The 26,546-nt window shown below is 52.3% G+C and carries 26 protein-coding genes; 9 read left to right on the forward strand and 17 right to left on the reverse strand.

Translation table 11 applies throughout. From position 1 onward, the window contains the following. Positions 1-16 precede the first annotated feature (16 nt). From ACFPMF_RS07830 to ACFPMF_RS07840, 3 genes are all read left to right on the forward strand, one after another. Positions 17-478, forward strand: coding sequence for a MarR family winged helix-turn-helix transcriptional regulator (locus ACFPMF_RS07830; protein WP_379844546.1), 462 nt, complete (start codon positions 17-19; stop codon positions 476-478). Between the two features lie 66 nt (positions 479-544). Beyond that, complete coding sequence (locus ACFPMF_RS07835; RefSeq protein ID WP_379842849.1) at positions 545-1,216, forward strand: YceI family protein; 672 nt, start codon at positions 545-547, stop codon at positions 1,214-1,216. A gap of 292 nt (positions 1,217-1,508) precedes the next feature. Then, entirely contained in the window at positions 1,509-3,296 is a 1,788-nt protein-coding gene (locus ACFPMF_RS07840) for a hypothetical protein (protein ID WP_379842850.1), read from the forward strand. Positions 3,297-3,327: 31 nt separating this feature from the next. Here ACFPMF_RS07840 and ACFPMF_RS07845 read toward each other — a convergent pair whose 3' ends face one another. Then, positions 3,328-3,774 (reverse strand): type I restriction enzyme HsdR N-terminal domain-containing protein, encoded by a 447-nt coding sequence (locus ACFPMF_RS07845; protein ID WP_379842851.1) that lies wholly within the window; start codon positions 3,772-3,774, stop codon positions 3,328-3,330. 92 nt (positions 3,775-3,866) lie between these two features. On the opposite strand from ACFPMF_RS07845, the gene ACFPMF_RS07850 reads away from it, so the two are divergent. Beyond that, complete coding sequence (locus ACFPMF_RS07850; RefSeq protein WP_379842852.1) at positions 3,867-4,637, forward strand: AMP nucleosidase; 771 nt, start codon at positions 3,867-3,869, stop codon at positions 4,635-4,637. Between the two features lie 69 nt (positions 4,638-4,706). Here ACFPMF_RS07850 and ACFPMF_RS07855 read toward each other — a convergent pair whose 3' ends face one another. Then, positions 4,707-6,050 carry a tetratricopeptide repeat protein gene (locus tag ACFPMF_RS07855; RefSeq protein ID WP_379842853.1) on the reverse strand — a complete coding sequence of 448 codons (1,344 nt, stop codon included), beginning with the start codon at positions 6,048-6,050 and terminating at the stop codon, positions 4,707-4,709. A gap of 409 nt (positions 6,051-6,459) precedes the next feature. On the opposite strand from ACFPMF_RS07855, the gene ACFPMF_RS07860 reads away from it, so the two are divergent. Then, the gene (locus ACFPMF_RS07860; RefSeq protein ID WP_379842854.1) at positions 6,460-6,882 is read left to right on the forward strand and encodes an Hsp20/alpha crystallin family protein; all 423 of its coding nucleotides are present in this window, start codon (positions 6,460-6,462) and stop codon (positions 6,880-6,882) included. A 122-nt stretch (positions 6,883-7,004) separates the two neighbouring features. Here ACFPMF_RS07860 and ACFPMF_RS07865 read toward each other — a convergent pair whose 3' ends face one another. Further along, positions 7,005-7,652, reverse strand: coding sequence for a phosphoribosylanthranilate isomerase (locus tag ACFPMF_RS07865; RefSeq protein WP_379842855.1), 648 nt, complete (start codon positions 7,650-7,652; stop codon positions 7,005-7,007). Positions 7,653-7,763: 111 nt separating this feature from the next. On the opposite strand from ACFPMF_RS07865, the gene ACFPMF_RS07870 reads away from it, so the two are divergent. Both ACFPMF_RS07870 and ACFPMF_RS07875 read left to right on the forward strand, forming a co-directional pair. Further along, positions 7,764-9,008, forward strand: coding sequence for an MFS transporter (locus tag ACFPMF_RS07870; protein WP_379842856.1), 1,245 nt, complete (start codon positions 7,764-7,766; stop codon positions 9,006-9,008). Positions 9,009-9,101: 93 nt separating this feature from the next. Further along, positions 9,102-9,962: an SMP-30/gluconolactonase/LRE family protein gene (locus tag ACFPMF_RS07875; protein ID WP_379842857.1), complete on the forward strand. Its 861-nt coding sequence runs from the start codon at positions 9,102-9,104 to the stop codon at positions 9,960-9,962. A 70-nt stretch (positions 9,963-10,032) separates the two neighbouring features. Here ACFPMF_RS07875 and argH read toward each other — a convergent pair whose 3' ends face one another. The 10 genes from argH to ACFPMF_RS07925 form a co-directional block, all read right to left on the reverse strand. Continuing rightward, entirely contained in the window at positions 10,033-11,385 is a 1,353-nt protein-coding gene (gene argH / locus ACFPMF_RS07880) for an argininosuccinate lyase (RefSeq protein ID WP_379842858.1), read from the reverse strand. A 134-nt stretch (positions 11,386-11,519) separates the two neighbouring features. Beyond that, positions 11,520-11,996: a Dps family protein gene (locus tag ACFPMF_RS07885; protein WP_379842859.1), complete on the reverse strand. Its 477-nt coding sequence runs from the start codon at positions 11,994-11,996 to the stop codon at positions 11,520-11,522. A gap of 91 nt (positions 11,997-12,087) precedes the next feature. After that, a complete protein-coding gene (locus ACFPMF_RS07890) occupies positions 12,088-13,317 on the reverse strand; it encodes an MFS transporter (RefSeq protein WP_379842860.1) in 1,230 nt (409 codons plus the stop codon). Positions 13,318-13,373: 56 nt separating this feature from the next. Beyond that, positions 13,374-14,018 carry a 3-keto-disaccharide hydrolase gene (locus ACFPMF_RS07895; RefSeq protein WP_379842861.1) on the reverse strand — a complete coding sequence of 215 codons (645 nt, stop codon included), beginning with the start codon at positions 14,016-14,018 and terminating at the stop codon, positions 13,374-13,376. A 112-nt stretch (positions 14,019-14,130) separates the two neighbouring features. After that, a complete protein-coding gene (locus ACFPMF_RS07900) occupies positions 14,131-14,709 on the reverse strand; it encodes a PD-(D/E)XK nuclease family protein (protein ID WP_379842862.1) in 579 nt (192 codons plus the stop codon). An 8-nt stretch (positions 14,710-14,717) separates the two neighbouring features. Continuing rightward, the gene (locus ACFPMF_RS07905; RefSeq protein WP_379842863.1) at positions 14,718-15,161 is read right to left on the reverse strand and encodes a DMT family transporter; all 444 of its coding nucleotides are present in this window, start codon (positions 15,159-15,161) and stop codon (positions 14,718-14,720) included. Between the two features lie 106 nt (positions 15,162-15,267). Then, positions 15,268-16,245, reverse strand: coding sequence for a type I phosphomannose isomerase catalytic subunit (locus tag ACFPMF_RS07910; RefSeq protein WP_379842864.1), 978 nt, complete (start codon positions 16,243-16,245; stop codon positions 15,268-15,270). 3 nt (positions 16,246-16,248) lie between these two features. Further along, on the reverse strand, positions 16,249-17,331 hold the full coding sequence (locus tag ACFPMF_RS07915) for a M20 family metallo-hydrolase (protein WP_379842865.1): 1,083 nt from the start codon (positions 17,329-17,331) through the stop codon (positions 16,249-16,251). A 57-nt stretch (positions 17,332-17,388) separates the two neighbouring features. After that, on the reverse strand, positions 17,389-18,273 hold the full coding sequence (locus ACFPMF_RS07920; RefSeq protein WP_379842868.1) for a trypsin-like peptidase domain-containing protein: 885 nt from the start codon (positions 18,271-18,273) through the stop codon (positions 17,389-17,391). Positions 18,274-18,594: 321 nt separating this feature from the next. Then, complete coding sequence (locus tag ACFPMF_RS07925) at positions 18,595-19,308, reverse strand: LytR/AlgR family response regulator transcription factor (protein WP_379842870.1); 714 nt, start codon at positions 19,306-19,308, stop codon at positions 18,595-18,597. 499 nt (positions 19,309-19,807) lie between these two features. Between ACFPMF_RS07925 and ACFPMF_RS07930 the strand changes: the two genes are divergently transcribed. Next, positions 19,808-20,359, forward strand: a complete 552-nt coding sequence (locus ACFPMF_RS07930; RefSeq protein WP_379842873.1) for an RNA polymerase sigma factor — start codon at positions 19,808-19,810, stop codon at positions 20,357-20,359. Between the two features lie 12 nt (positions 20,360-20,371). Here ACFPMF_RS07930 and ACFPMF_RS07935 read toward each other — a convergent pair whose 3' ends face one another. Then, positions 20,372-21,787: an RtcB family protein gene (locus tag ACFPMF_RS07935; RefSeq protein ID WP_379842875.1), complete on the reverse strand. Its 1,416-nt coding sequence runs from the start codon at positions 21,785-21,787 to the stop codon at positions 20,372-20,374. Between the two features lie 13 nt (positions 21,788-21,800). Next, positions 21,801-23,282, reverse strand: a complete 1,482-nt coding sequence (locus ACFPMF_RS07940; protein WP_379842878.1) for a gluconokinase — start codon at positions 23,280-23,282, stop codon at positions 21,801-21,803. A 158-nt stretch (positions 23,283-23,440) separates the two neighbouring features. On the opposite strand from ACFPMF_RS07940, the gene ACFPMF_RS07945 reads away from it, so the two are divergent. Next, positions 23,441-24,967, forward strand: a complete 1,527-nt coding sequence (locus ACFPMF_RS07945) for an FG-GAP repeat domain-containing protein (RefSeq protein ID WP_379842880.1) — start codon at positions 23,441-23,443, stop codon at positions 24,965-24,967. Positions 24,968-25,055: 88 nt separating this feature from the next. On the opposite strand, the gene ACFPMF_RS07950 is transcribed toward ACFPMF_RS07945, so the two are convergent. Beyond that, positions 25,056-25,598: an REP-associated tyrosine transposase gene (locus ACFPMF_RS07950; protein WP_379842883.1), complete on the reverse strand. Its 543-nt coding sequence runs from the start codon at positions 25,596-25,598 to the stop codon at positions 25,056-25,058. 186 nt (positions 25,599-25,784) lie between these two features. Further along, positions 25,785-26,336, reverse strand: coding sequence for a hypothetical protein (locus tag ACFPMF_RS07955; protein ID WP_379842885.1), 552 nt, complete (start codon positions 26,334-26,336; stop codon positions 25,785-25,787). Between the last annotated feature and the right edge of the window lie 210 nt (positions 26,337-26,546).

The following is a 26,546-nucleotide window of genomic DNA, read 5'->3' on the forward strand; positions in this document are numbered from 1 at the left end:
ATTAGCACCCATGACAATGCCAATCGAAAATGACATAAAACAAACAGCCTCCTTCAGGTCGCCCTATCATCGAATGACGGTCAACCTGATGTATACCAACGGGTGGATCTGTGACGAACAGATGCAGCTATTGAAGCCCTACGGGCTAACCATTCAGCAGTATAACGTGCTCCGGATATTGCGCGGGCAATACCCCAATCCGGTGAAAGTGGCCGATATCACCGAGCGGATGCTGGATAAAATGTCGAATGCGTCGCGTTTGGTCGATAAATTGCTGTTGAAAGAATTGGCCCAGCGGACCGAATGCCCCAACGACCGTCGCGCCGTCGACGTCATTATCACGGAAAAAGGTCTGGACCTGTTGAAAACCATGGACCAGCACCAGAACCAGTGGGAGAAGCGGTTTCATAACCTTTCGGAAGCCGAAGCCGACCAACTGAATTACCTGCTGGATAAGCTCCGCGGCTCATCGGAATAGGAACTTTTTGAATCAATAAGTTAATCACAACCAACCAATTGTTTACCCTAAATTTAATTTAATCTCATGTACAAGCAAATTTTAGTAGGATTTATAGCCCTGGCAGTGGCTATTAGCAACCCGGTCGTCGCCAAGGGAACGCCTGGCACTGGTAACAACGCCAAGAAAAATGTCGCCAAAGCCACGACGTATACAATCGATACCGAAAAAAGCGTATTGACCTGGAACGGCAAGAAAGTAACGGGCGAACACTCCGGCCCGGTGAAAGCCGAAAAAGGCTATTTAACGGCGAATGGTGGCAAATTGACGGGTGGGGTGGTTTCGATCGACCTTCGTACCATGACCAGCACTGACCTGAAAGACAACAAGGAGTACCACGATAAGCTGATCAACCACCTGAAATCGGATGATTTCTTCTCGGTCGCCAAGCACCCGGTCGCGACTTTCAAGATTACGAAAGTAAAAACGAATAGCGGCAACACGGCAGATGTAACCGGTGATCTGACGATCAAAGGCATTACGAACGCCGTTACGTTTCCGGTAACCTATACGCTTTCGGGCAACACCCTGACCGCCAGCGGAAAAGCGACCATCAACCGGGCTAAGTTTGACATCCGCTATGGTTCGAAATCGTTCTTCGATAACCTGGGTGACAAAGTTATTTACGACGATTTTACGGTTGACATGAACATCGTTGCTTCGGCCGACAACGCTTCGTCTTCGGTGAAATCCAAATAAGCCGTAAACCGTACCTTCCGTAACGAACCGCCCCCTGACGCTCAGGGGGCGGTTTTTTGTGTTTGCCACTGAAGGGCATTATGTCGTGTGCGGTTGTGAATCAGGTTGGATGAGTGAATTGTCACGTAGTCTGGTGTGGCGTAAATAGGGTATTCACATCCGATTGGGCAAGACCAGGGAACAATAACGCGCCAGGTTAGATCCCGACGCCGGTTTTTTAGGCATTCTCTCTTAACTTTGCCAAGGTCCTGTTTTCTTCTCCTTATCTGCTGTCGTAAATTGTATTGCCTGAATGGAAAGTAGTAAAGTCCCGCCGAAAAACCGTATCGCTCTTTTTCCCGATCATCCTATACTGACCCCGGCAATAAAAATTATTTGCGTCGTATTCGGTATCTATTTTCTGGTTAAGCAATATTATTATACCCCAAATATTCCATTCGGCGATGACCTGCCGACCATCTTTCATTTTCTGTTTAATTACGATCAGGCCCCTACATTATCCGAAAAAATATCGATCATTTTTAATAATCGAATGGTTGAGCACCGCTTATTGAGCTTAAGCGTAATCAGTGCCTTTATTTACCAGCTTTCGGGCGATATTCCGTTGCCTGTTTTATCGACTATTGCGGGCTTAATGTGGGTAAGTATTTCTTTTTTTTACTATACTATTTTAAAACGAAGGAATTTGTCCATCCTTTGGTTGGTGCCCATACTCTGTTTTTTACTCTCTTTTTCGCCCTATCAGCCTTTCTTGTGGCCAATGGCTGCCATGCAGCATTTAATTGTGATTTCTTTGGCCTTTTTAACGGTTTTTCTTCTGGCTAACCACGACCATTCAGGGCCTTCCGGATGGCGCACTTTTTTCTTTCCTGTATCCATTTTTGTCGGTATCCTGACGACCTTTTCCGCTGGGAATGGTATGCTGATCTGGCCCACCGGTTTTCTTATCCTGGTAATACAACGGCGGATAAAGCCGCTTGTTTATTGGTTAATTGCCGCTATTCTGGCCATAGGAGGATATTTCTATCGGTTATCGCTCGATGGAACGCCGTCCAACCAGGCGCTGGAAAAGATACTGGCGAATTATGGCAAAGAAATAATCGGTTTTTTTGCCGGTTTAGGGAGCGCTATTCGGACCAAAGGATACGAAACATTTCTGGATGATAACGACTTGCCTTTCTCGTTAAAATACCCTGCTATTTATTTGGGAATACTCATTACGTTCGTATTTATTGCCCTGTTTGTAAAATCGGTCAAAACCAGGGAGAGGAATAGTTTATCGATTCTCGGTGCTTCGGCCTTTATCTTCCTGACCGTAGCCACCCTGGTTGTCGGACGAACGAATATGAACGGCGATATAATTGCTTTTAAAAGCCGGTATTATTTATACGCTGTCATCGCCATTAGTAATGCAATTAGTACCGTTGCTCTCTTGATACCTTCCTATAAATACAAAGAAATTATATTGGCCGCGTGCTTTGCGCTGGGCCTGGTATTCTGGGGCGTCTGGGAAGTTGTGTCGTTCCATAAAATAATCAATCACCACAATATGCTCGATGCGGCTTTATTTAATTGGCATCGGAATCATAAATGGATTATGTATCAGCCCAGTGCTTTTTATGAGAACTACTTCAATGGTTTTTTTGAGAAAACCGAAAAAAGTGCCTTCCCCTACCGGCTTCCTCCCTCAAGAATAAGCCAGGCTTTTCAGCATAAACAGTGGCGTGATGACTTTTTTCCGAAAGCTCAACCCGTGGAACTCGTTGAGAAGAGCGGGGATAAAAAACTGGTTCAGATTAAACTGGTGAATGAGCAGGCTGCCCCGATCCACGGGATTGATGAAGGCTATTCCGTGGTCATGGCGTCGGAAAAGGATACGTTTATGCTCTGGTCCATTGTTTCCCCGACGGGGGTTCGGAACTTTCTGAAAAACCGGGAAACGTGCCGGAAAGGCTATCGGGTGGAAGTTGAACTGGACCGGGATAAGATGCCCAAAGGCACGTACTGGTTCCACCAGTTTTATTATTCAGGCGATCGCAGCGTCATCAACAAACAGCCGGCGGGTAGTATTGTCTTTTAAACGGCCCGGACCGGTGGTGGGTTAACTTGTTTTAGGGCGCAAAACGCGGTAGGTCGTCCAGAAAATCAACGGTATTGAGCTGGTGGTTGACGCAGCAGCAGAAGTGCGTCAAGCCGTTGGTGACCACCAGGTAAGGGGCCTGGTGCACGTGGTTGTAGCGGGCAATCTGGTCGAAAACCTGCTGGGTAACGGCCACCTGGGGCGCTTTGCATTCAACCAGTAAATACGGTTTTCCCAACCGGTCGAACACCAGAATGTCGGTTCGTTTCCGAAGCTGATTCAGCTTGAGTCCCCCCTCGTTTCGGATCAGGGCTTTCGGATACCCATAGTGATTCAGGAGCAAATGGACAACGTGTTGGCGAACCCATTCTTCCGGCGTGATCAGCACAAACTTCTTCCGGAGCACATCGAAAATATGCGGTTTCCCTTCGATGTGCTTCATATTGTAATCAAAAACCGGTAGGTTTAACGACTCCATTGTTCAAAAATACGGATTAAAGCGCAAAAGAAAGGAATTGTTCCGGACGATCTTTCCCCGCTAGTGGCTTTAATCGCTTTTCCTTTATTTCGATGAAAACGAAAGACGAGATTGTTCAGAATTGGCTCCCCCGGTATACCGGCACCCCCATTGAGGAATTTGGGGAGTATATTCTGCTGACGAATTTCATCAATTATGTCGAGCGGTTTGCCGAAAATTTCAATACGAAGATCTACGGGTTGGGCCGGGCCATGCAAACCGCCACCGCCGACAACATCACGATCATCAACTTCGGAATGGGCAGCGCCATGGCCGCCACGGTGATGGATCTGCTGACGGCGGTAAACCCCAAAGCCGTGTTGTTTCTGGGGAAATGCGGTGGTCTGAAAAAAACACTGGTGGGTGACCTGATTCTACCCATTGCCGCCATCCGGGGCGACGGCACCAGCAACGACTATATGCGCCCCGAAATCCCGGCCCTGCCCTCGTTCCGGCTGCAACGGGCGGTTTCGTCCATGATCAAAAAGCACGAGATGGATTACTGGACCGGTACGGTTTATACGACCAACCGGCGCATTTGGGAGCACGACGAAGTCTTTAAGGAGTACCTGCGGGAAATCCGGGCGATGGCTATTGACATGGAAACCGCCACCATTTTTACCGTCGGTTTTGCCAACGCCATTCCGCACGGTGCGCTATTGCTGGTTTCGGATAACCCGATGGTACCGGAAGGCGTCAAAACCGAAGAAAGCGATAAGCGCGTTACGGGCCTGTTCGTCGAAAAACACCTCCAGATTGGCATCGACTCACTGCGCGAACTGGCCACCTCCGGCGAATCCGTCAAACACCTGCGGTTTGAATGAAGAGTTAAGAGTGGGCTCTGCCAGTTGACGGGTAACGGCGAAGCCAACTCATAACTCTTCACTCTTCACTCAATTACAGTAGTCGCTGATCGCTTTGTAGGACGGGGTGTAGCCAAGTTCGCCGGATTTGCTGAGGTCGAGGCAGCCGCCGTTTTCGTCACCGAGGCTGTGGCGGATCAGGCCGCGAACATAGTATACTTCGGCATACTTCGGATCGAGTTGCAGCGCACTGTTGCAGTCCAGAATGGCTCCTTTCTGGTCGCCCTGCTGCGATCGAAGCAGACCGCGCGTAAAGTAGGCTTCGGAATACGTCGGGTTCAGTTCGATGGCTTTGTTCAGATCGGCCGTAGCTCCCTTGATGTCATTGACTTTGCTCTTGCTGATGGCCCGGTTGAAAAAGGCTTCCGAGCGGTCGTTCGAGAGGGGAGCAATCACATTTCGTTGCTGGACGGCATTGCGCAAACCGTCGAGAACGTTTCGGGTAATCTTTCCATTATAAACTACCTTGGTTTCGGTAAGGTTGTCGTTGTTGATCTCAATGGCGGTAGTATAGTCCAGAATGGCTCCGCGCTGATCTCCGATTTTTCCCCGGCTGAAGCCTCGCCCGTAAAATGCCCGGTAATGGCTGGCTTCCAGGGCGATAGCGCGGTCGTAATCGCTCATCGACCCTTTGTAATCTTCCAGTTTACTCTTGGCAAATCCCCGGTTATAAAACGATTCGCCGTCTTCGGGGGCCAGTTCAAGGGCTTTATTCAGATCGTCGATGGCTTTCTGGTATTGGGCCAGCTGGACCAGCGACGCGCCCCGGCCCGCATACGCCTGGGCCCGTTTGGGATTCAGTTCGATCACTTTGGCGAAATCGGCCAGGCTCCCCGCAAAATCGTCTAGTTTCTGTTTGGTGATGCCCCGGGCATACAGCGCCTGAATGTGGTTGGGATCGATTTCAATCGTCTTGGAAAAATCCTGCAACGCACCCCGGTATTGTTCCAGTCTGCTCCGACTGACACCCCGGAAATAATACGCCTGGGCGTCGTCAGGAGCCAGCTCAATCGCCCGGCTGAAGTCCATCAGGGCGGCCCGGTGGTCGTCCTGTTTGCTTTTGCTGACGCCCCGGCTCAGGTACGCGAGTGCGTCTTTTGCGTTCAGTTCAATGGCCCGGTCATAATCCAGAATGGCCCCCCGGTGATCCTTCAAATTGGCTTTGGCCAACCCCCGGTTGTAATAACTAGGGGCATTTTCAGGATTGGCTCCAATGGCCATACTAAAAGCCTGCAACGCACCCATAAAATCCCCCGATTTGCTTTTGGTGATACCCGCTTCAAAAAAACTGGCCGCGGTTTGTTGCGCCCACAAACCGGTTGTACTCAAAAGGACGCATAAGAGGAAGGAAAGAGGACGGTAATAAGTAAACATAAGTAAAATTACGGTTGAAAGGAAGGCATTGGAAATGCTAAAAATAAGCCTTGATTGCCTATGCTTCAACTTCTGGTTACATTAAATTTTTTTTGTTATGCCCTGATCGATAGGATAGTTATCATTTTTCTTTTCGATTAACAGGTTTTTATAGATGTACAACCAATTAAAATTCTGATAATCAGATGGTTGTAAGGAATAGGGTATTTATTACTACTAAAGGCGCTATCGGTGATATGTCGCTGTCTGACAAAACAAAATTATTGTAGTGACAAAATGTCTTATTAATTCAGATTATTTTGATTTTTTGTGACAAAATGGCCGCATTGGAAGGGTTTTTGGGTTTGGTACATAAGTTGACTAAAAGGGAGTGTAACCAAGAAATTAAAAACATAATCAACATACAGCCATGAGAACTTTAGTCCAATACAACCAATTACCGTCTTTCTTTGATCACCTGGTATCGCGCGAATTCAACCGCCACTTCAACGCTCCGGCCAAAACCGCTCTGCCTGCGGTTAACATCAAAGAAGACGAAACCGCCTATCATCTTGAACTGGCAGCACCGGGTCTGAAGAAAGAAAATTTTGAGATTAGCTTGAATAACAGCCAATTGACAATCTCGGCCAAGCTGGAACAAGCCAGTGAAGAAAAAACGGAAAACTTTACCCGGAAAGAGTTTAGCTTCAATTCCTTCGAGCGGAGCTTCCGGTTACCGAAGAACATCAATAGTGAACAAATTCAGGCCGCCTATACCGACGGTATCCTGAAAGTGGATCTGCCGAAAGTTGAAAAACCGGTGGTTGAACCCAAACAAATTGCCGTAGCGTAAGATTAGTCACGCGTAGAAAGAAACCCCGGCCCGATTGGGCCGGGGTTTTTGTTTGCCAGTGCGTTAGTCTGTTAAATAGCCCGCGTTATGATCAAGTTGACGCCATTGGGTCCCGACGCTGACTAAGTTTCGCGGGTGTTGGACAGAAACGCTTCGAGCTTTTTGGGGTCCAGTTGGCCGTCGGTTCGAACCCCGCTGCAAACATCCAGGCCGAACGGCTGTACGGTTTCAATGGCTTCCCGAACGTTTTCCGGTTTTAGTCCCCCGGCCAGAAAAACCGGTACCCGGCTCTGTTCCACAATCCGCCGGCTGAGCGCCCAGTCGTGTCGTCGGCCGGTGCCGCCCAGTTCCTTCACCGCCAGTTTCGGATTGCCCGAATCGAGCAGCAATGCGTCCACTTCTTCCGCCGACGCCAGCGCTTCGTCGATGCTCAGTTCGTCCAGAACATGAATGACCTGCACCAGTTTGATGCCCGGCAAGGCCGTCCGTAGAAGCCGGTAACTCCCTTCCGGCAAGGCATCGACCAACTGGAGGGTATTGGTATACGCCCGACGGTGGTGCTCGATGATGGCTTCGGCGGTGGGTTCGCTCGTCAGCAGAAACGTGGCGACCGGGGGCGGAACGGTTTGCGCAATGGTGCGGATGAGTTCGTCGCCAATGACGCCCGGGCCGCTGGGCATTTTCCCGACTAAACCCAGTGCCGATGCGCCGGCTTCGACCGCCAGGCGGGCTTCTTCGACGCTGCTGATGCAGCAGATTTTAACGTGCATACCGAATCTATTCGACTAGTTGGATGGTTATTACTACAATTGACGGAACAAAGAAACCACGGCTGGCCTTACTATTCAGCAGAATCATGGTTGAACAGTTAATTTTGTAGTATGAATTCACCGACGGACCCCTACGCTTCACTTCGCTACCCCGAATTTCGGTTTTTTGCTGCCAATAGTTTTCTGATTACGGCCACGCTTCTGATTCAGGAGGTGATTCTGGGCTATGAATTGTACAAAATGACCCACGATCCGCTGGCGCTCGGCCTCGTCGGGCTGGCCGAAGCCCTGCCGTTTATTGCCTTGTCGCTGTTTGGCGGTCACCTGGCCGACCGGCGCGAGAAACGCTCCATTCTGCAAATCAGCCTGTCGGTGATCATTCTGGGATCAGTCATTCTTTACTTTGTTTTTCAACCCTCGGTGGTCGCGCACTTGTCCCAAACCGCCCAACTGGCCGTCATTTACGGTGTGCTGGTGCTGATCGGAACCGCCAAAGGGTTTTATTCACCCACCAGTTCATCGCTGAAACCGTTTCTGGTGCCCCGCGAACTCTACGCCAATTCCTCCACCTGGAGCGGCTCGTTCTGGCAGGCCGGGGCCATTGCCGGGCCGGGAATTGCCGGTTTTCTGTACGTTTGGCTGGGGCTCGATAATTCGTTGCTGGTCGTGATCGGGTTGCTGCTGGTGTGTCTGGTGCTGGTTTCGATGATCAGCAAAAAACCGGTCGTGAAAATGGAGGGGCACCAGGACAGCCTGTGGAACAGTCTGAAGGAGGGCATCCGGTTTGTTTTTAGAACCAAAATCATTCTGTATTCCATTTCGCTGGATTTGTTCTCCGTCCTGTTTGGGGGCGTGGTGGCCATGCTGCCCATTTTCGCCGAGGATATTCTGAAAGTGGGCGCCGAAGGGCTGGGCGTGCTGCGGGCAGCTCCAGCCGTCGGGGCCATCGGCACCATGCTGCTGCTGACCCGGTTTCCACCCACGCACAATGCCTGGCGGAATATGCTCATTGCGGTGCTCGGTTTTGGCATTTTTACCTTGGTGTTCGCGTTCTCGACCTCGTTCTGGCTGTCGGTAGTGGCACTGTTTGTGACCGGCGCGTTCGATAGCGTGAGTGTGGTGATCCGGAACACGGTTTTGCAGATTTTTCCGCCCGACCACATGCGGGGTCGGGTGGCAGCCGTCAACGGGATTTTCGTCAGTTCGTCGAACGAGATTGGCGCGTTTGAATCGGGCGTGGCGGCCCGGGCGCTGGGCGTGGTGCCGTCGGTGGCGCTGGGGGGCGTCGTGACGTTGTTGGTGGTACTCTACGTCTATTACAATTCCAAGGAACTCTTTGCGGTCCGGTTAAGCTAAGACGATTCGGTAACAAACCGGGGTATGGGTTGGAATAACGACCGGCATATCGTTAACTTACAGCCTGTAATCACAAACCATCCGCTCTTGAACATGCGTCTACTACACCTTCTGCTGGGCAGCAGCCTGTTGCTAACCGTTGCGCTATCGTCGTTTGAGTCCCCGAAAAAAGAAAAGAAACTGGTTAAAGTCTGGGAAACCGACTCCACCCTGAAAACGCCGGAATCGGTCCTGTATGATCCCAAAGGCAAGGTGCTGTACGTGGCCAATATTGTCGGGAAAGGCGACTCGCTGGACGGTGATGGTTTTATTTCGAAAGTATCGCTGGATGGCAAAATCGAAAACCTGAAATGGACCACCGGTTTGAACGCGCCCAAAGGCATGGGTATTCACAAAAACCGGCTGTATGTTACGGACGTTTACCGGCTGGTGGCCATCAATCTGTCGAACGGGCAGGCCGAAAAAACCTGGGATGCCGACGACAAAAAGGCCTTTCTGAACGATGTCACCATCGATAAAGCGGGGACGGTTTACGTTTCCGATAACCGGAACAATAAAATTTACCGCCTGAAAGACGACCAGTGGGAAACCTGGGTCGATGGGGGGGATATCAATAATCCGAACGGTTTACTGGCCGTGGGTACCAAAAAACTGATGGTGGGCAGCACCAAAATCGGGGCGTTGCAGGAAATGGACGTCGAAACCAAAAAGCTTACCAAGCTGGCCGATGGTATGGCCAATACCGACGGCATTGTGGCGGTGGGAAAGGATTTCATTGTTTCCGACTGGAACGGGCGGCTTTTCTACATCACGCCCGACGGCCAGAAACAGCAACTGATCGATACCCGGCCCGAAAAAGTCAATGCCGCCGATATCGACTACGTTCCCGGCAAAAAGCTGGTCGTTGTTCCGACGTTTTTCAGGAATAAACTCGTGGCGTATCGGGTGGAGTAAGCGTTAAGAAAAAAGGGGCAAAAAGGCCCCTTTATTATTTTTGTACGCGTATAGCCTTCCGGCGGGAACGTCAGGGCTGCAATAGCCGTTCCACGGCCTGCTGTACCCGGGCGACGCCAAAACCCTGAAAAACCGTATCCATGTAAGCCACAATCTGGTCGTTGCCCAGATTGCCGATGCTGCCTTCGTGGGTATGGTGCAAGTCGCGCGGGGCGGTGTAGGTGCCGCCTTCCACCTCGGTTTTCACGATTCGGTACGCTTCCCGGAAGGGGACGCCCTGCAACACCAGTTCATTGACCCGTTCGACGCTGAACAACAGATCGTATTTCGGATCGGCGAGCAGGTTAGGTTTCACCTGCACGTTTTCCAGCATGAAATCCGTGATCTGCAGACAGTCCAGGATTTCGTCAAAGGCGGGCATCAGAATTTCTTTGAGCAACTGCATGTCGCGGTGGTAACCCGACGGCAAGTTGCTCATCACCAGCGTTACTTCCATCGGCAGGGCTTTCAGGCGGTTGGTTTTAGCCCGCAGCAGTTCGGCTACGTCCGGATTTTTCTTGTGTGGCATGATGCTCGACCCCGTCGTCAGGGCGTCGGGCAGGGTCAGAAAACCGAAATTCTGGCTGTTGTAGAGGCAGATGTCCATTGCCATGCGCGAGAGCGTGGCGGCCACGGCGGCCAGGGCGGTCAGGGCGGTTTGTTCGGTTTTTCCGCGACTCATCTGCGCGTACACTACGTTGACGTGCAGGCCTTCAAAACCAAGTAACTCGGTGGTTAGCGTCCGGTTCAGCGGGAACGACGAACCGTAGCCCGCTCCCGAACCCAGGGGGTTGCGGTTGGCCAGGCGGTAGGCGGCTTGCAGCGTCAGCATATCGTCGGCCAGGGCTTCGGCATAGGCCCCAAACCACAGTCCGAACGACGATGGCATGGCAATCTGCAAGTGTGTATAACCAGGCAACAAATCGTTCCTGTGTTGCTCCGACCGGGCAATCAGCCGGTCGAACACCTGCCGGGCCGCTTCGGCCACCTGCCAGAGCCGGTCGCGGGTAAAGAGCTTCAGGTCGACCAGTACCTGGTCGTTCCGCGACCGACCGCTGTGAATCTTCTTGCCAATATCGCCCAGTTTCCGGGTCAGCAGCAGTTCGACCTGCGAATGAACATCTTCGACGCCATCTTCAATCGCAAACTGCCCTTCCTGAATTTGCCGGTAAATCGTTAATAACTCTGCACACAGCACGCTGAGCTCGTCATTCGTTAAAAGTCCGATGGTTTCGAGCATAGTCGCGTGGGCGAGGTTGCCGAGGACGTCGAACGGAGCGAGGTATACATCCATCTCGCGGTCGCGCCCGACCGTAAACCGTTCAATTTTGGCGGCTGCGGCCGAGGAGTTAGGGTCGGTATTGTCTTTTTGCCAGAGTTTCAAGAGTGTAGCGAATTCAGTGAATGCCGCAAAATTAAGCGGTATTTGGAAGATTTGGTAAAAAACAAAAACCGCCGAGCCCTTCCTGCGACAGAATGACTTGACGGATCGATGCGGAAAAGCGCCCTGGCGGAAACTTAGCGGTTCAGAAAGGCCGAATACATCCAGACCAGTTTTTCCTGCTCCCGGATGTAATCGCTCATCAGGGCGTTGGTGCCTTCGTCGTCGATTTCGGCCGAGAGCGCCAGCAAATGCCGTTCTTTCTGCAGCAGAATTTTGAAAGCCTCCAGGATTTCCCCGATGGCTTTCCGCCCGTCGGAAACTTCTTTGCTTTCGGCAATGCTGGATACTTTGGCGTAGTCCGAATAGTTGTGGGCGGGCGTGTGGCCCAACGTCAGAATCCGCTCGGCAATTTCGTCGATTTTCAGCAGGGAACTGGTATACAGCTCTTCAAATTTCAGGTGCAACTCGAAGAATTTGTCCCCTTTGATGTTCCAGTGGTACCCGCGCGTATTCTGGTAAAACACGGAATAGTTGGCCAGCAATTCGTTCAGCAAGGTAGCCAGTTCTTCACTTTTTTCGGTATTGAGTCCAATGCGGTTCAGTGTTTCCATATTGTGTGTGTTGGATAAATCATTTTTGTGGAGTGGGACAAACCTGCATTTCTGAGTAGAAAATCACCCCATTTATTAACACACGATTCACTCAGACGGTTTCCGAAATAACCGGTTTTACGCGCCCTGAAATCCACCAAAAACCGCCCGCCGACGTCAGGCACAACCCCAGCACCAGCACCCACAGCAGCGGGAAGCCGCCCCAGGCAACCACCTGCGAACCCAGGGCCGGGCCTGTGATCTGAGCCACCGCGTACGCCATCGAATACAGGGCCAGGTATTGCCCCCGGTTGTGGGAATTCGCCCGTTCGACCGTAAACGACTGCATGAACGGCATCGCCAGCATTTCGCCCAGTGTGTTGAAAAACACGCAGACTACCGCCAGTATGGGGGAAAAACCCAGATTGAGCAATACATACGAAAAACCGACCAGCGCCACACCCGAGGCAATGATCCGGGGTTTCAGGTGGGCATATCGTTTTTCAAGGTTGTAGATCAGCGGCATTTCGGTGAAGGCAATCATTAGCCCGTTCATGGTCATCAGCAGGCCAATCCGGGACTCGTTGAGTTGCAGAAATTGCTTGAGGTAAAGAGGAAATAGGCTGAACAACTGCCAGAAACCGATGGCAAACAAGGTCGTGGCCACGGTAAACAACAGGAACAGCGTGTCGCGGTAGGGCGACCCGGTTTTGGCATTGACGCCCTCCACTTCGGGCAGGGATGTGGTCGATTGCCCGGGAAGGGGCAAGTAAGCGCGTAAAACAAGGGCCGCCACAATGCAGGTGATCCCATCGACCCAGAACAGGAGCCGGTAGTCGATGGCGGCCAGGTAACCGCCCAAACCGCCCCCGAGCGACCAGCCGAGGTTGATAGCCAGCCGGTTGAGCGAATAGGCCCGGGTCCGGTTTTCGGGCGTGCTGTAGTAGGCCACCGCCGACGAAACCGCCGGGCGGAAGGCGTCGCCCAGCAGTGTGTAGACGAACACCACGGCACACATGGCGTAAAGCTGTTCCGCCACCTGGAGAAAAATCAGGAAAAAACCGGCAGTCAGCAGGCTGAGAAACTGGATCGGATAAAACCCGAACCGATCCGACAATTTACCACCCAGAAACGTCCCGGCCAGAGCCCCGGCCCCGTATACCGCCATTACCAGGCCTGCTTCCGTAACGCTGTAGTGCAGGTGCTGGGTCAGGTACAAGGTCAGGTAGGGCAGCACCATCGTACCGCTTCGGTTGATGAGCATGACCGCTCCCAACAGCCAGACCGGGGCCGGCAGGCCCCGGTAGGCATCCCGATACTGACGGAAAAAGCGGCTGATCATGCCGCAAAGGTTGTGGGTTGGCGGGGAATAAAAAAGCAGGATTTAGCGTAAGGACGTTATTTTCGCTTCAGTTCCTGCAGGCGAATATTGCGCCAGCGGACTTCCATCGGGCGCTCTACTTTGGTGCCGTGTACCTGCAGCGCGATGAATCCCTGCGTGGCCAGCGTGTCGGTATAATCCGTGGTTTTGACACCGTTCAGGTAGATTTTGACGGTTTTGCCAACGGCTTCGATCCGGTATTTATTCCAGTCAAACTTCTTGAAGGCCTGCCGGCCTTCGGGGTTGTTTTTCAGGTCGACCAGCCAGCCGCGCCGGGCTTCGTCGTATAAACCGCCACTCCAGGCCCGGGCCGCCGGGTCGATTTCGGCCTGGTAGCCGTGCACCCGTCCGTTCTTGAAATCCGGGCGGCTTTCGCTGCGGAACTGAATGCCGGAATTCATGCCGGTATCGACTTTGACCTCCAACTCCAGAATGAAGTCGTCGTAGTTTTTATCGGTACACAGAAACGTGTTCTGGGAGTTGGGTTTTGAAATGCCCACGATCTCGCCGTTTTCGATGCGGTAGTCGTTCTTCACCTTTTCTCCGCGAATGGTCCAGCCGGTAAAGTCTTTGCCGTTGAAAAGCTTGACCCATTTTTCTTTCTGAAAGGAATAGAAAAGGACGGTAATCGAGAGCACAAGAAGAAGGGCGGTTTTTTTCATGGATTTGGGAATTGTTGTTACACAGAGTTTATCAGAGACGATCAGAGTTAATCAGGGGTTCTCTGTGTACCTCCGATTTTCTCTGATAAACTCTGTGTGACAACAATTTTACTCACTCTGGCGTTACAAAAATCTTCGGATCGGAAATCAGTTCGCGGTGTTCTTCCAGAAATTGCTTGAAAAGCCGGATTTCTTCGAGCTGTTTATCAATCGGATGCGTGAGCGAATAACTTTCCACGTACACCTCCCTGAAATCGGTAATGAGGTATTCCATCAGCCGGATGCCGCGTTTTTTCAGCGCGTGGAGGTATAGGTTCTGATGGTTGAACGTATAACGGGGGTGCTGGTAGGAAGCCGTTGTCTTGATGTCTACGGCTTTGAACTTGCCGATCAGATCGACGTAACCGTAAAATAGTACATCGTCAATTTCGTACTGACAATACACCTGCGTTTCGACGATGGGTCGGGGCAGATACCGCCGGAATTTTTCGAGAATGTCGGGGTTAAACCGCTCTTCGTCCTCGCCTTTGACCACCGCATCTTCAAACCGGACCCCGCGTTCCTGAGCGGCCGTCGTGGGCGTTGGCACCCGGTTGATCGTGTCGAGCAGTTGCTGCATCGTGAAGTTCCCTCCGGCCAGGTAGCGGGAGAAGACATTCAGCAGGGTAGGATAGAAGCGGTATTTGATCATGGCTTTGGTTAATTTTTGACCACCAGCACCACACCGAGGACAATCAGCAGCACGCCCATCAGTCGCCACAGGGTGAGTCCGTGTTCTTTGAAGCCCAGCAAACCGTAATGATCGAGAATGACAGCCGCCAGCAATTGACCGGCTACACTCAGACTCAGTAAATTACCGGCGCCGATTCGGGGAACGGTAATGATCACGGTGGTGACGTAAACGGCACCGAGCAAACCGCCGGTCCATTTCCACCAGCTAATTTCCCGTACCGCTTCCCAGGTCGGAACCGGCGCGCGAAGAATCAGGCTAATCACCGTCAGGACCACAAAACCGGAACCGAACGAAATCAGAGCCGCCAGAATCGGGTGGGTTACCATCTGGCGCAGTTGGGAGTTGACTCCCGACTGCACGCTGGTAGCTACCCCAACCAGAAACGCAAAAAGGAAGTAGAGAAAGTTCATAAATTAGTTATGAGTGAAGAGTTATGAGTGAAGAGTTGGCTCTGCGGATTAGGGCTTTTGGCGGACCTTTTTAACTCTTAATTCTTCACTCACAACTCTTAATCCTTTACGGAACGTATGATTCCAGAACGGTCATGTCGCCGTCGGGCAGGAGCGTCACCTGCCGGGTTGACGCGGGCAGCAGTGCACACTGGCCCATTTTGAGCGGGAGCCGGTAGCCTTCGCCGGTTTCGATGGTGAGCGAACCGCCCACGCAGACCAGAATCACGAACGAATCCAGGTGCGTGTAATCGTGCATCACCTCCTGATCGAAATTCAGCACGTTGGTGACGAAGTAATCACTCGTTACGGCATTGACGCTGTGATTCGGCTGCGGGTCATACGGGGTTTTGTAGTGATCGTAATGGCGGTAATCGATCGCGTCGACGGCCAGTTCGGTGTGCAGTTCGCGTTTCTGGCCTTTGTCGTCGGTGCGGTCGAAGTCGTAAATCCGGTACGTGATGTCGGAGGTTTGCTGAATCTCGGCCAGTAGAATGCCTTTTCCAATAAAGTGAACCCGGCCCGCCGGTAAGAAGAAAACGTCGCCCGCATTCACCGGTTCGATGTTCAGCAGGTCCATCAGCGTGTTGTCGGCGACAGCTTTCACGTATTCGTCCTTCGTCACTTCGCGGGTAAAACCGGAGTTGAGGGTCGCGCCTTCGTCGGCTTTGATGATGTACCACATCTCGGTTTTGCCGAAACTGTTGTGCCGCTTTTTGGCCAGCTCGTCGTTCGGATGGACCTGGATCGAGAGGTCGTCGTTGGCGTCGATGAACTTGACCAGCAGCGGAAACTCGTTGCCAAACCGGTCGTAAACGTGTTGGCCGACCAACTCTTCTTTATAATGTTCCAGCAATTCCTGCAGGCTTTTGCCCTTCAACGGTCCTTCAGCTACTACGGAAATATTACCCGCAACGCCGGAGATTTCCCACGTTTCTCCACAGTTAGGCAGGGGCGCGAAGTCTTTGTCAAGTACGGTTTTTATTTTCTGACCGCCCCAGATTTTGTCTTTAAAAATCGTTTCAAACGTGAGTGGGTAAAGCATGGCTTACAGGATTTGTTCCAACATTCGAATATATAACTCAATTCCCTGCTCAACTTCCCGTAAATAAATAAATTCATCGGCGGTATGGGAGCGTTCGGAATGGCCGGGACCGCACTTGAGCGACGGGCAGTCGAGCAGCGCCTGATCGGAGGTGGTGGGTGAGCCGTAGGTTTCGCGGTGCAGGGCCAGACCGGCTTTTACAATGGGATGATCCAGCGGAATACTCGAAGGTTTTAGCCGGATCGAGCGCGGCTGAACGGTTGAGCGAATGTTTTTACGAATCGTCTCAATGATTTCCTCCAGCGTGTATTGCTCCGTCACGCGTACGTCGACGGTGAACGTGCAGGTATCCGGCACCACGTTATGCTGTGTTCCGGCGTTGATGATGGTCACGGAGACCTTTACCGGTCCAAGTGTCGGCGACACCTTCGGGAACGGATGGCTCCGGAGCCATTCGATGTCCTGGATGGCGTAGTAGATCGCGTTATCGCCTTCGTCGCGGGCCGCATGGCCGGATTTGCCTTTCGCCGTGCAGTCAAGTACGAGCAGTCCTTTTTCGGCCACGGCCAGGTGCATCTGCGTCGGCTCGCCCACAATGGCAAAATCGATGGATGGCAATTCGGGCAGAATCAGTTCCAGGCCGTCGCGACCGGACACTTCTTCCTCCGCCGTGGCTGCCAGGACGATGTTGTAGGCCAGGTCTTTCTTGTCGTAAAAATGACAGAATGTGGCAATGAGCGCCACCAGACAGCCTCCGGCATCGTTGCTGCCCAGACCGTAAAGCTTGCCGTCGCGCTCCAGGGGGTGAAACGGGTCGAGCGTCCACGAGGCATTGGGTTTGACCGTGTCGTGGTGGGAGTTGAGCAGCAGCGTCGGCTTCGACGGATCGAAGTGCCGGTTATGCGTCCAGATGTTGTTTTTGGTCCGTCTGAACGGAATATCCCGTTGCCGGAAAAACTGTTCAATTACCAGGGCTGTGCGGTCTTCTTCCCGGCTGAAGGAAGGCGTTGCGATCAGCCGTTTCAGGAGTTCGATCGCCGATTCGGTTTGTGTTTCCAACGAATACGCCGTTAGTTGTGAAATCATTCCTCTTTACATCGCTTAAGTTACGGTAGTAGCACTCAGGAACAGAACCGGGCGGTTCTATCCCTCATAAAATTTAATATTCAGATCCCGCAGGAATTTCTTGATAATGTCAACGTGCACACACTGCCCGACGTTCAGAAAGGGGTAGTTCGAAACCCGGGTCTGGCGGCCGTTCACAATCACTTCACGGTCTTCGATGTCGAAGCCGAGGTGCAGGTGGCGTGTCGAGCTTTGCATGCCGTAAATAATACCGCTGGTATCAAAAAGTGGGCCACCGCTTTGGCCGCGTAAACCGGGGGTGCTCATCTCGATGCCGATCACTTCGCCGTTTTCACCCCGCAGGCGCGTGATGATTCCGTCGATCGGAAAACGGGGCGTGTTGCTCCGGCCCTCGGTGGTCCACTCGATATCGTCGAGGTCCGGGTTAAACCGGTAATTCGTAAACTCCGGAAACGGGTAGCCGAGCCGGCATAAACTCCGACCCTGCCGGACTTTGCTGCTGTCGCGCAGGAAAACCGCACAGGAGTTGTATTTAAGCTGGTTATATCCTTTGAATTGAACAACGGCCAGGTCCTGCGTGGGATGAAAATGGTACGTGATCTCGGTGAACTGATCCACTGAATTCACAAACTGGTTGCGGATTCGGATGATACTTTCCTGCCGGAGGCCGTACCGCTTTTCGAGCTCTTCCAGCCGTTTGGGTTGGTTTTTGTCACGCGGAATCGAACGGCGCTCCCCTTGAAACCGCATGTAATTCTGGTGAATGGAATCCGAATTCACCAGTTGTTCAGCTACGTGCTTGCAGGTAATGGCACACGCCTGTTCGTTCACGAAAAACATGGTTGAACAGGCCGGAATTATCTCACTACTCCCATACCGCCGGACAATCGACAAAATAGGCCGCACAAAAGGGTCGACCCGCTCAATGGCTTCAACAAACATAAATCAGGAAAAAAGGGAACGCAAGTTAGCAAATCCCGGTCTGACCCACTAGGGTTTGGGTTCAATTAAACGCGGCAGAACGTATTCCGTAGCGATAGCCCCGTTGACGTTCTGGGCAAAATGGCACTGGTTTCTGACCCGTTGGAGACGGCCCCTAACCAGCGCGGTGAGGGGCGCGCAGAAACCGGGCCGGGATAGCGCGATTGCGCCTGCGGCCTACCCGGCGGATGCGGTTTTCGGCCGGTTTGCTGAAAAACGGGAGGGAAGGAGGCAGGGCAACGGATTCATAAAGAGCAGGGGGTATACGTTCGGCCGGATTGCCTAGGTAAGTTCGGTTTTTTTATCGAGCAAGCTGAGAAACCCTTCGAATTTCTCCCGATACGACGCACCCAGCGGAATTTTAGCCGAGCCAATGAACACGTTCCGGTAATTATAGCTGTTGATCTTGGCTAGGTTAGTCAGGTACGATTTATGAATCCGGAGAAATTTGTGGGCGGGTAATAGCTGTTCAAGCTGGGAAATGATCTCGTTAACCACAATGATTTTCTGGTTGACATAAACCTTGCAATACGTGCCAAAAGCCTGCACGTAATCAATGTCGCTGTAATCGAAACGCTGCATGGCGTGGCCGACTTTCAAAAAAATGAAATTATCTTCCGCCAGACTGTTTTGGGCCACCTGAACGCCCAGCGCCCGGCCGACGGCCTTCGTAAACCGAACGAACGAAAAGGGTTTAAGAAGGTAATCGGCTACATTCAGATCGTAACTGTCGACGGCGTATTCGGAATAGGCCGATGTAATAATTACGGATAGGGGATGCGGTATACTCCGGAGTAAATCCAAACCGGTTTGATCCGGGAGACTAATGTCCAGGAATACCAGATTGAAATGGTGCTGGTGCAGTAGTGCCATTGCCTCCCGGGCAGAACTACAAATCTGTGGAGGCATGAAAAATGGTAGTCTGGCAATATATTCCTGCAAAATAGCTACCGAAGAATCAGAATCGTCTACAATAAGACACTGACGGGATTTCATAGAAAAGGCTATGGTAAGTGGATTTTTCCTTCTGGTCGATGGTATGATCTGGTAAAAACGCAAACGAATTGTTTGCGCAAGGAACGTGTTGCAATCTAGTTACTAATTATGAAAAAGTTATTACATAGCTTGTGTTTGTACAGTAAAAAGTTGCATTTGACATATAAGGAACCTAATTCATAGTATTCTACCCAATTTGATATTTTTTTGGAGTTACTTAGGAAAATGATAAGTGTTTATACTCTATCTCATTCAGTTGATACTGTTAATCTAACCGTTGATGTAGTTATAAGTTCTGTTCAGGGTCTATGGCGGGGAAATTGTACTTAACACTGGTATAAAATCAGTAACATCGCTATTAATTCCAGTCTGGCAAAAGCAATCTCTTTATTGCTTCGAACCAGGTAACGTCTATAGGGTAACGTTAGGGAGGTAGTGATTGTATTTTTTGATTTTTCGTTCGTTTAAACCGTGACTCACAACTAGTAACCTTTTTCTTATGAAATGTAAACTAAAGGATGAAGAGCTTATCCGTTCCTATTTATCCACCCGTCGTGCCGATTGCCTGGATACCCTCTATAAACGTTATTTTCGGAAGGTTTACGGGAGTTGTCTGGCTTTTACCCGCGACCCGGTTAAAGCGCAGGACTACACGCACGACATTTTTCTGCAGGTTTTCATCAAGATTGACCAGTTTCAGGGACGTTCGGCCTTCTCGACCTGGTTGTTCTCCATTTCAAGAAATTATTGTCGCCAAAAAAGCCGGGTTGCCAGTCGAATGGATATGGTTGCGATGGATGAAGTAGATATCGAGAATTTTGCCGACTCGGAAGGGCACGAAACCACTCATTCCATGCTGAATCAACTGGCAATGGTCATGGAAAAGTTATCACCGGACCAACTGGCCCTGCTTCAGCTCAAATACATCGATAATATTGACGTTACCGAAATTGCCCGGCAGTACAACATCAACAACAGTGCGGTCAAAATGCGGCTAAAACGCACCCGTGATCACGTTCTTGACATTTATCAGAAGCACTTTATTGAATAACTCTACAGACATTCAGTCGTCCATCCGGACAATTCGGGGCTTGAACTGGCCTACAACCTCGACCAGGTCGTGTTGAAAACGCATGACTTGGTCAATATCTTTATACGCCATCGGTGCTTCGTCGAGCCCTCCGCCGATGAGTGTAATTCCGTTCTGGTTCAGCACATCCTGCACCTGCGACCAGGTCAGGCTGTTTTTCGCGGCCGTTCGTGAGAGCTTGCGCCCAGCCCCGTGCGAAGCCGAATGGAGGGAGTGGGTTTCGCCCCGACCGCGAACGATAAAACCGGGTTGTGTCATCGAGCCGGGAATAATACCCAGCACGCCCGCACCCGCCGGCGTAGCGCCCTTGCGGTGAACAATCAGTTCCTGCGGTTCTGCGCCCGGGCCGGCATGCCGTTCTTTCCAGGCAAAATTGTGGTGGTTTTCCACCCTCGCCAGCGGTTTTTCACCCAGGGCTCTGGCAATCTTGGCGTGAATCTGGTGATGGCAGGCCGAAGCATAATCGCCCGCCAGATTCATCGCGAGCCAGTATTCCTGCCCTTCCTCACTATCCAGCGACAGCCAGGCCAGGTGTTTGGCCTCCCGGGGCAGCGGTGTTTTTTCCATCGCCACTTTCGTGAAATGGTTGGCAATGGATGCCCCCAGCCCCCGCGACCCCGAATGTGACAGCAGTGCCAGGTAAGTTCCGGTCGGAACCTCAAATTCATTGTTCGGATCGGTGATGCTGGCCATGCCGAATTCCACAAAATGATTGCCCGAACCCGATGAGCCGATTTGCCGGACGGCTTTGTTATGCAGCCCGCGCAGTAGCGGAATCTGCCGGAATTCCGGGCGTTCCAGCACTTCATCGTCCAGCGGGTGGCTGAACTCCCGACCCGCTCCGAAAAGGGTTTCGCGTTGTAGAATATTTTTCAGCTTTCGGGTTTCACCGGTGAGCAGGCTTTCCGGTAAGTCGAAAATGCTGAGACACATCCGGCACCCAATATCAACGCCAACGCCGTACGGAATCACGGCATTTTGGGCGGCTAAAACGCCACCAATGGGCAAACCGTACCCTTGATGGGCATCGGGCATCAGGGCTCCGGCCACCGTAACCGGTAACCGCATGGCAATTTCCATCTGATTGATGGCCCCCGCTTCAATATGGTCGGCCCCGTAGATCGTATATTCTTTCCGGTCCGGGCTGAGCGGTATTTCGGTGGGTATTTCGGCCTTCGTTTTTTCCACCAACTCGGCAGCAATAGTGCCCAAAGTCTCGTTTTCGAGGTATTCCGTGGGGTTCTTCCGTATTTTTTCCAGAATCTCCAGTGCTTCGGCCTGGGCAGTATGCTTGAAAAACTGCTGCATCACGCTGATGGCGATGCTGATAACTTTTCCCTCCGGATACCCGATTTTCCGGAGATCCTTGCCGCTTAGTTTGAGTTTCATGGCAAAAAGTGAATTAGGGCAGTGCCTTTTCGAATCGTTCGTACACCTGTCGATACCGCCGGTGTCGGTCGGTATCCGGTTCGAAGGTCTGGCCAAAACCAACATGGCGCGTGGCATCGGTCAGACTGGAAACCCGTCCGGTGGCCTTCATGGTTAACAAAATCGCGCCAATGGCCCCACTTTCGTTGCTTTCGTTCAGCCGGACCGGGACCCCAAAAATGTCGGCCATCATCTGGACCCAGAACGCCGATTGGGCAAAACCGCCGTTGGCGTGGATCACTTTGGTCGGGCCGGTATGCCGCGACAGAAGGCGTTCGATCCGCAACAGATTGAACAGCACCCCCTCCAGCGCGGCCCGCACAAAATGCGCCCGTCCGTGCTGCCAGTCGACATTCAGGTAGGAGCCGCGTACCCCGGCATCCCATAAAGGGGCCCGTTCGCCCTGCAAGTAGGGCAGAAACAGCAACTCGTCGGAACCGGGGGGCACCGTGGCGGCTTCGGCCAAAACCGCATCCGTTTCCCGTTGGGTCAGTTTTTCGGCTACCCATTGCAGCACATTTGCCCCGTTATTGGTCGGCCCGCCCACGACATAATAGTTTTCGTCGGTGCGATCGCCCACATCCAGGATGTAACTGAACAAACGGCCTTGATCATCGCGCAGTGGCCGGTGAACCGTGCGTCGGATGGCCCCACTGGTTCCGATCGTAATGGTGGTAATACCGGCTTCGATTGCCCCCGCCCCCAGGTTGGCCAGACAGCCGTCCGACGCGCCGATGTATAATTTTGCCGTAGCCAGACCTTCCGTAACCGGGGAGGGGAGCGTCCGGTTTGTCAGACGGCTGGCGTAGGTCGTCGGGACCGGCTCCGATACCTGTTCGGGTCGCAAACCGGCAAAGTCGAGGGCCGGTGGATACCATTCTTTGCGCTGACTATCAAACAGGCCCGTCGCTGTCGCCATCGAATAATCGATCTGATACGCTCCGGTCAGCTGGTGCCAGATGTATTCCTTGATCGAAATCCAGCCGGTGGCCCGGCGCAGCAGCCGCAGGTCGTGTTCACGAAACCACGCCAGCTTGCACAGCGGAATCATCGGATGCAGTGGGGTGCCGGTTCGCTGGTAAATGTCTTTCCCCAGTTCGGCCTGTTCGTGCCGGAGGATAGCCGCCTGTTTTTCGGCGCGGTTGTCGGACCACAGAATCGCGTTGGTCAGCGGTTTACCGGCGGCATCGATCGCCAGACTGCTGTGCATGGCCGAACTGAACCCCACCGCTTCGATACGGGCCTGTTGCTGGCTGACTTCCCGGCACACTTCATCCAGCACGCCCACGAGTTTTTTCCAGATATCATCGGGATCCTGCTCGGCAAAACCGGGTTGGGGGTGGAGGGTCGTCAGGGGCGCCGATGCGTGCGCGATGATATCCCCGGTTTCCGGCTGGAAAGCGAGTGTTTTGACGTTGGTGGTACCGATATCGACGCCAAGAATGCAGTTGATCATAAGGAAGTACGGCCTGAATGTCGTGCAAAGAAATGCGAAAAAATGATGCGGTTTCCGGGCTTTCTTGAAAAACAGGCCGTTTTGTGATAAGTTTGTTGAATGCCTTTTATTATACAATGTCTTTCCATAGATCAATTTCGTTTTTAAGCGTTTTACTGTTGGCGGTCTGGATAACGGCCTGTAATCAGGGCCAGAAACCGGCTACACCTACCGAACCGTCCGGTTTGAGCGGATCGGAACTGGCCCGGATCTATTGCCGTTCGTGTCACGCTTTTCCGTCACCGGATTTGCTGGAAAAAGAGATTTGGAAAAAGAAGGTATTGCCCCAGATGGCGCTTCGAATGGGGTTTATGGCCGATTCACTGTCGCCCTTCCGGCAGATGAGCGAGCCGGAAGAGATTGAGCGGGTGTTGCATTCGACGGCTTTTGCCCAGGTGCCGATGGTCCATCCCGACGATTGGACGAAAATTGAGGAATATTACCTCCAGAACGCCCCGGATACAATGCTTCCGCAGGCTCCCAAACCGCCCGTTTCGTATGACCTGCCGCTCTTCAAGGTGCGTCAGCCAACCCAGCCCGTCGACAACCTGCTGACTTTGCTGACATACGAGCCCCAAAGCCGGCGAATTGCCGCCGGGAGCCGGCGCGGACGCTTGTTTTTCCTCAATTCCGATCTGCAAAAAGTCGATTCTCTGGTAACATTCAGTCCCCCGTCGCACCTGCGCGCCCGTCCCGATGGGAGTCTGGACGTGCTGACGATGGGCACCATGGACCCCAATGACCTGATGAACGGCGAATTGCTGCACATCGTCCGTCAGCCGATTACCCAGAAAATCGAACGAAGCACGTTGCTGAAAAAACTGCAACGCCCGGTCGAAGCGGTGTATGCGGATCTGAACGGCGACGGCAAAGAAGATATTCTGGTGTGCCAGTTTGGGTATTTTGTCGGGCAGCTCAGCTGGTACGAAAATACCGGATCGGGTTATGTGGAGCACATTCTGGAACCGCTGCCCGGCGCGGTGCGGGCGGTGGTGGCGGATATGAATGCCGATGGTCGGAAGGACATTGTTGTGCTGCTGTCGCAAAGCGACGAACAGGTGGCGGTTTTCAACAACGAAGGGGGGGGGCGGTTCTGGAAGAAAACCGTGTTGCGGTTTCCGCCGGTTTTCGGTTCCATTTACCTGGATGTCGTTGATTTTGATCGAGATGGTGATCTGGATTTACTTTACACGAACGGCGATAACGCCGATTATTCGAACTCCCTGAAGCGGTACCACGGCATCCGGTTGTTCCGCAACGAAGGCAACTTTCGGTTCCGGCAAGCCTGGTTTTATCCGATGCACGGCGCCATGAAAGCGCTGGCCCGGGATTTCGACGGCGACGGCGATCTGGACGTGGCGGCTATTGCGTTCTTTCCGGACCTGACGAAAAAGCGACTGGAGAACTTTGTCTACCTGGAAAACCGGGGCAATAACCGGTTTCGACCCAAATCGTTCCCTGAGTCCGACCGGGGTTCGTGGCTCGTCATGGATGCCGCCGATGTTGACCAGGACGGCGACGAGGACATTCTGCTGGGTTCGTTTGCCTTCCGGGTAACGCCTACACCGAAGGAACTGCTCAAGCGTTGGCAGCAGTCGAAAGCCGGGGTAATGCTGCTCGAAAATCAGACAAAAAACCGGAAGTGAGCCGGAAAGTGGAATCCTGCTGGTCCTGCTGGTCGGGATTTCTAAATCCCGACCCCACCTGCCGCGGATTTGCAATCCGCCGAGTCCGTCAAAGAATGATCACCTCTAACAGTCCCCGTTTTCCGGCATAATTCCGGGCTGAACTGTACAAATACTCCTCGGGGTATTCCACAATACCGGCCCGAACGGGATTATTATGCAGATACTGAAGTTTTTGCGCTAAAAATGAATCGCTGAAAATTTCCTTGGGCTCACTGCCGTCCTGCCAGAGTTTGTAATCCTTAATTTTGGGATTGTACCGGCCCGCAAACTCAAAGCGGTAGAGCATCCATTGCTGCCGACTTTCCGGGCCTTCTGTTACGGATTTGACCAACGCTTTGGAGGTGAATTTTTTCAAATCCCGCAGCAGGTCCGACATCGAGCATCCTGCTTTGGTCGACGCAATCAAATGTAAATGATTGGTCATTAGCACCCAGGCGTATAACTCAAGCCCTTTGTGGTGTTGGCAATACCGCAATGAGTCAACCACAATATTTTTGTAAACCGGTCGGGTGAAAACATCGACCCAATCCACCACGGTTAACGTCAGAAAGTAAGCGTATTCGTCGAAAATCGGATTGCGTAGGCCCATGATGTGCAAAGGGGTTGGTTTTCCTTGCTTTGACGGCCTGCGCACCTGGAAGTAACGCTATCGCTGATCAAGATTTGTAATCTTGATCTCCTCTGTCGCGGATTTTAAATCCGGGGCAGGTAGGGTCGGGATTGCAAATCCCGACCAGCAGTTTGAGTTGCAAATCCCGACCAGCGGTTCGAGCTTTTACCACGTCACGGCTTTCAGCCGGACGCCCTGCGGATTTTCGGCGTCGGACAATTTAAGAGCCGATTTACCGGTTTCCACCTGATAATTCATGGTTTCCGGCTTCAGCTCATCCTTACGGGCGTCGCGGTTGATGTTACTTTTGGGCGCACAGGCGTAGAAACCCCGGTAATTGCCGCTGCTGGGCGTAATGACCAACGTGCGGTCGGCTTCGTTGACTTTCACCGTTCCTTTGAAATAAGTATACGCTTCGGTCCGGCAGTTATAGCTGGTGGTTGAATTAACAATGTATTCTTCATACGTGCCGTTCGCGTGAAATTCGAACACGAGCGCCTGTTCGTAGGCGTTACCGGTGTACTTGCCGTTATAATCCCAGAAATTGGTGGGCGAGAAGGTGCCGTATGACCATTTGCCGACCAGTTCCGCCGGGATTTTACCGGCTCCTCCCGACGGTTTCTCTCCGGTATCCGGATCGATGTCAACATGACTCCCTTTTTTGCAGGCTACGGAAAGAAGGACCAGCGCCAGAAGCGCAATAAAACGCATTTTCATGGTTGTTCAGTAGTTTTTGTTGTTCGTCGTTCTGGTTGCCAGAATCGTTACAAAACAAAGGAAGATGACTTCTGAAGCCAAAAAACGAGCTTCCCAACAGATTAAACCGGTATCTGAATTGTTGAAAAGCGGGTCTAGACTGTGAACAGGCCTGGTGAATGAAGGCGGTCGGTCCGCGAAGGGACCACCGCCGGTAAGTAATTTTCCGGC

This window comes from Larkinella bovis, from assembly GCF_042655385.1.
GTDB classification, from domain to species: Bacteria; Bacteroidota; Bacteroidia; order Cytophagales; family Spirosomataceae; genus Larkinella; species Larkinella bovis.